Raw genomic sequence first — 5,223 nt, forward strand, 5'->3', positions numbered from 1 at the left:
GACCTTGGCGCACACGGCGTCGAAGGCCTCGGCGAACACCGGGTAGGCCTCGTACAGCTCCCGGCCCATCCCGGGACGCTGGCTGCCCTGCCCGGTGAACAGGAACGCCAGCTTCCCGCCGGCCTCCCCCGCGACCACCCCGGCCGCCGCCTCACCGCGCGCCAACGCCCTGACACCGGCCAGGAGTTCGTCGCCGTCACGGCCGACGACCACGGCCCGGTGCTTGTGCACGGCGCGGCCGGTGGCCAGCGCGTACGCGACATCGACCGGCTCGACGCCGGTCCGGGCCGCACCCAGCCGGCCGAGGAGCCGGACCGCCTGCTCGCGCAGCGCGGTCTCGTCCCGGCCGGAGAGCACCCACGGGAGCGCCGGGGGCATGATGCGGGCCTCGGTCTCGGGCGCGGCCGGCGCCTGCTCGACCACGACGTGGGCGTTGGTGCCGCTGATGCCGAAGGAGGAGACGGCCGCGCGGCGCGGGCGTCCGGTCTCCGGCCACGGCCGGGCCTCGGTGAGCAGCTCGACCGCGCCCGCGGTCCAGTCGATGTGCGGCGACGGCTCGTCCACGTGCAGCGTCTGCGGCAGCACCCCCTCCCGCATCGCCATCACCATCTTGATGATGCCGCCGACACCGGCCGCCGCCTGGGCGTGGCCGATGTTGGACTTGAGCGAGCCCAGCCACATCGGCTCGCCGTTCTCGCCGCGCTCCTGCCCGTAGGTGGCGAGCAGCGCGTCGGCCTCGATCGGGTCGCCGAGGGTGGTGCCGGTGCCGTGCGCCTCGACGGCGTCCACCTCGGCGGCGGTCAGCCGGGCGGCGGCCAGGGCCTGGCGGATGACGCGGCGCTGGGAGGGGCCGTTGGGGGCGGTCAGGCCGTTGCTGGCGCCGTCCTGGTTGACGGCGGAGCCGCGGACCACGGCGAGCACGGGGTGGCCGTTGCGGCGGGCGTCCGACAGCTTCTCCAGCAGCAGCATGCCCGCGCCCTCGGCCCAGCCGGTGCCGTCCGCGTCGGCCGAGAAGGCCTTGCAGCGGCCGTCGGCGGCGAGGCCCCGCTGGCGGCTGAACTCGACGAACGGGCCGGGGGTGGACATCACCGTCACACCGCCGGCCAGCGCCAGCTCGCACTCGCCGTTGCGCAGGGCCTGGGCGGCGAGGTGCAGGGCGACCAGAGAGGAGGAGCAGGCGGTGTCCACGGTCACCGCCGGGCCCTCGAGACCGAAGGTGTACGACACCCGGCCCGAGGCGACGCTGCCGGAGCCGCCGGTGCCGAGGTAGCCCTCGACGCCGGCGGGCAGGGCCGGAAGCCGGCTGAGGTAGTCGTGGTACATCACGCCGGCGAACACGCCGGTGGCGCTGCCGCGCAGCGTGCCGGGGTCGATGCCCGCGCGTTCGAAGGCCTCCCAGGAGGTCTCCAGCAGCAGCCGCTGCTGCGGGTCCATGGCCATCGCCTCGCGCGGCGAGATGCCGAAGAACGCCGGGTCGAACTCGGCCGCGTCGTGCAGGAACCCGCCCTCGCGGGCGTAGCTGGTGCCCTGCTGGTCCGGGTCGTCGTCGTGCAGGCCGTCGAGGTCCCAGCCGCGGTCGGCCGGGAACGGGGTGACGGCGTCCCGACCGCCGGCGACCAGGGCCCACAGCTCCTCGGGGGTCCGCACCCCGCCGGGGTAGCGGCAGGCCATGCCGACGATGGCGATCGGCTCGTCGCCGCCGGCCGGCGTCACCGGCGCGGGGAGCGTCCGGTCGGCCCGGGCGCCGTCGAACAGCTCCTCGGCCAGGTAGGCGGCCAGGGCCGCCGGTGTCGGGTGGTCGAAGACCAGGCCGGCGGGCAGCCGCAGGCCGGTCAGCGCACCGAGCCGGTTGCGCAGCTCGACGGCGGTCAGCGAGTCGAAGCCCAGCCGGGTGAAGGAGGTCGCGGGTTCCACGGCCTCGGCCGAGCTGTGGCCGAGAACGGCCGACGCCTGGTCGCGGACCTCCGACAGCAGCCGCGCCGTCCGCTGCTCCGGCGCCAACGGCGCCAGCAGGCGGGCCAGTTCGGAGCCGGACGGGTCGGCACCTGCGGCCGCACCGCGGCGGACGGGGACGCGCACCAGGCCGCGCAGCAGGTGCGGCAGCCCGGCCTGCGCCCCGGCCCGCAGGGCGCCGAGGTCGAGCCGGATCGGCACCAGGACCGCCCGCTCGGCGGACAGCGCCCGGTCGAACAGGGCGAGGCCCTGCTCGGCGGTGAGGGCGTCGACGCCGGAGCGCGACAGGCGCCGGGCGTCGCCGTCCTGCAGCTCGCCCGCCATGCCGCCGGTGCCGGGCGTCCCGGACTGCTGCGCCCACAGGCCCCAGGCCAGCGAGGTCGCCGGGAGGCCCCCGGCGCGGCGGTGCGCGGCGAGCGCGTCCAGGAAGGCGTTGGCCGCCGCGTAGTTGCCCTGGCCGGCGTTGCCGAAGGTGCCGGCCGCCGAGGAGAACAGCACGAAGGCGGCGAGGTCCTGGCCGGCAGTCAGCTCGTGCAGGTTGAGCGCCGCGTCGACCTTCGGACGGAACACCGCGTCGACCCGGTCGGGGGTGAGGGCGGCGACCACGCCGTCGTCGAGCACACCGGCGGTGTGCACCACGGCGGTCAGCGGGTGCTGCGCCGGGACGGCCGCGAGCACCTCGCCCAGCGCCTCGCGGTCGGCCGCGTCGCAGGCGACCATGGTCGCCTCGGCGCCCAGCCCGACGAGTTCCCCGGCCAGCTCCGGCCAGCCCTCGGCCACCGGGCCGCGGCGGCTGAGCAGCAGCAGGTGCCGCACGCCGTACCGGGTCACCAGGTGACGGGCCACCAGGGCGCCGAGCGAGCCGGTGGCACCCGTCACCAGGACGGTGCCCGCCGGGTCCAGGGCCGGGAGGTCGGTGCCGCCCGCCGCCCGGGCCAGCCGGGGCGCGTGGGCCCGGCCGGCCCGCAGCGCCAGCTGGGGCTCGCCGCTCGCCAGCGCGCCCGGCAGGGCGGTGACGGCGTCCGGGCCGTCCGCCGGGTCGAGGTCCAGCAGCACCAGGCGGCCCGGGTGCTCGGACTGGGCCGAGCGCAGCAGGCCCCACAGGGCGGCCGCGGCGGGGTCCGCGAGGGCCTCGCCCGGGAGCGCGACGGCGCCCCGGGTCACCAGGACCAGCCGGGAGGCGGCGAACCGCTCCTCGGCCAGCCAGGCCTGGGCCAGCGTCAGGGCGAAGCAGGCGGCGTCGCGGGCCGCCGTACGCAGGTCGGCGGCGGGCTCGGTGGCCCACGGGACCAGGACGGTCGCGGGAGCCTCGGCGCCGGAGTCCAGGTCCGCCAGCAGGTCCGGCAGACCGGCGTGGACGTCGAGCCCGTCGACGACGGTGGGCAGGTCCGCCAGCAGGCCCAGCGGATCCTGGCCGGCGACGGCCCAGGACGCACCGGCCGGGCCGTCGGCGGCGGGCAGCGCCGTCCAGTCGACGGCGAACAGCGCGTCGGCGCCGTCGCCGGCCGTCAGGGCGCCGGCCCCGAGCGGGCGCAGGGCCAGCGACTCGACCGAGCCGACCGGCCGGCCGTCGGCGGTGGCGAGGCTCAGCGCCACCGTGTCCTGGCCGGCCGCCGCCAGCCGCACGCGCAGCGCGTCCGCGCCGGTGGCGTGCAGGGCGATGCCGGTCCAGGCGAAGGGCAGGTGGGCCCCGCCGTCGGCCGCGACGAACCCGCCGAGGCCCACCGCCTGCACGGCGGCGTCCAACAGGGCCGGATGCAGGCCGAAGGCGCGGGCGTCGCCCCGCACCGGCTCGGGCAGCGCGACCTCGGCGAGCACCTCGTCGCCGTGCCGCCAGGCCGCCCGCAGGCCGCGGAACGCCGGGCCGTACCCGAAGCCGGCGGCCGCCATCCCGGCGTACAGACCGTCCACGTCCAGCGCCTCGGCGCCGGCCGGGGGCCAGCTGCCCTCGACGTCCCCGGCCGGGGCGGCCGGCAGCGCCGCCGAGAGCGTGCCCGAGGCGTGGCGAGTCCAGGGGCCGTCCTCGCCGGCGCTCTCGGCCCGCGCGTGGACGGTCACCGGGCGGCGGCCCGCACCGTCGGCCGCGCCGGCCCGGACCTGGACCTGCACGCCGCCGGACGCCGGGAGCACCAGCGGGGCCTCCAGCGTCAGCTCGTCCAGCAGCGCGCAGCCGACCTGGTCACCGGCCCGCAGGGCCAGTTCGACGAAGGCCGTCCCGGGCAGGATCACCGTGCCGGCCACCGCGTGGTCGGCCAGCCACGGGTGCGAGTGCAGCGAGAGCCGGCCGGTGAACAGCACCCCGTCCGCGTCCGCCACGGACACCGCGGCGCCGAGCAGCGGGTGGCCCACCGGGCTCTGGCCCAGGGCGACCGGGCTGCCGAACGGGACGGCCGGCGGGTGGAGCCAGAAGTGCTCCCGCTGGAAGGGGTAGGTGGGCAGGTCGGCGCGGCGGGCGCCGGTGCCGGCGAACAGCGCCGGCCAGTCGACGGACGCGCCGTGGGCGTGGGCGGTGGCCAGGGCGGTCAGCGCGGTCCGCGCCTCGGGCCGGCCGGCGCGCAGCGCAGGCACGAACACGCCGTCCGCGAGGAAGTCCTGGGCCATCGCGGTGAGGACACCGTCGGGGCCCAGCTCCAGGTACGTGGTGACGCCCTGGGCCTCCAGGGCCCGCATGCCGTCGGCGAAGCGGACGGCCTCGCGGACGTGGCGCACCCAGTACTCGGGCTCGCACAGCTCCTCGGCGGTGGCCAGGGTGCCGGTGACGTTGGAGACCACCGGGATGCGCGGGGCGCTGTACGTCAGGCGCTCGGCCACCTCGCGGAAGTCGTCCATCATGCCGTCCATCAGCGGGGAGTGGAAGGCGTGGGAGACGTTGAGGCGCTTGGTCTTCTCGAACTTCCCGGCGATCGCCAGGACTTCGGACTCGTCGCCCGAAATCACCACGGACGTCGGGCCGTTGATCGCGGCGATGCTGACGTTGCCGGTGAGCAGCGGCAGCACCTCGGCCTCGGCGGCCTTCACCGCGACCATCGCGCCACCCTCGGGCAGCGCCTGCATCAGCCGGCCACGGGCCGCCACCAGCGCGGCGGCGTCGTCGAGGGAGAGGACGCCCGCGACGTGCGCGGCCGCCAGCTCACCGATCGAGTGGCCCACCAGGACGTCGGGGCGCACGCCCCAACTCTCGAAGAGCCGGAACAGCGCCACCTCGACGGCGAACAGCGCGAGCTGGGTGAACTCCGTCCGCGCCAGGACGTCAGCGTCCTCGCCGAACAC

1 protein-coding gene is annotated in these 5,223 nt (G+C 77.4%); it reads right to left on the minus strand.

Annotated elements, in window-relative coordinates; genetic code table 11:
• A partial coding sequence (locus tag ACWDBB_RS35900; protein WP_449793604.1) for an SDR family NAD(P)-dependent oxidoreductase occupies nt 1-5,223 on the minus strand: 5,223 nt, incomplete at both ends.

This window comes from Kitasatospora sp. NPDC001095, assembly GCF_053598615.1.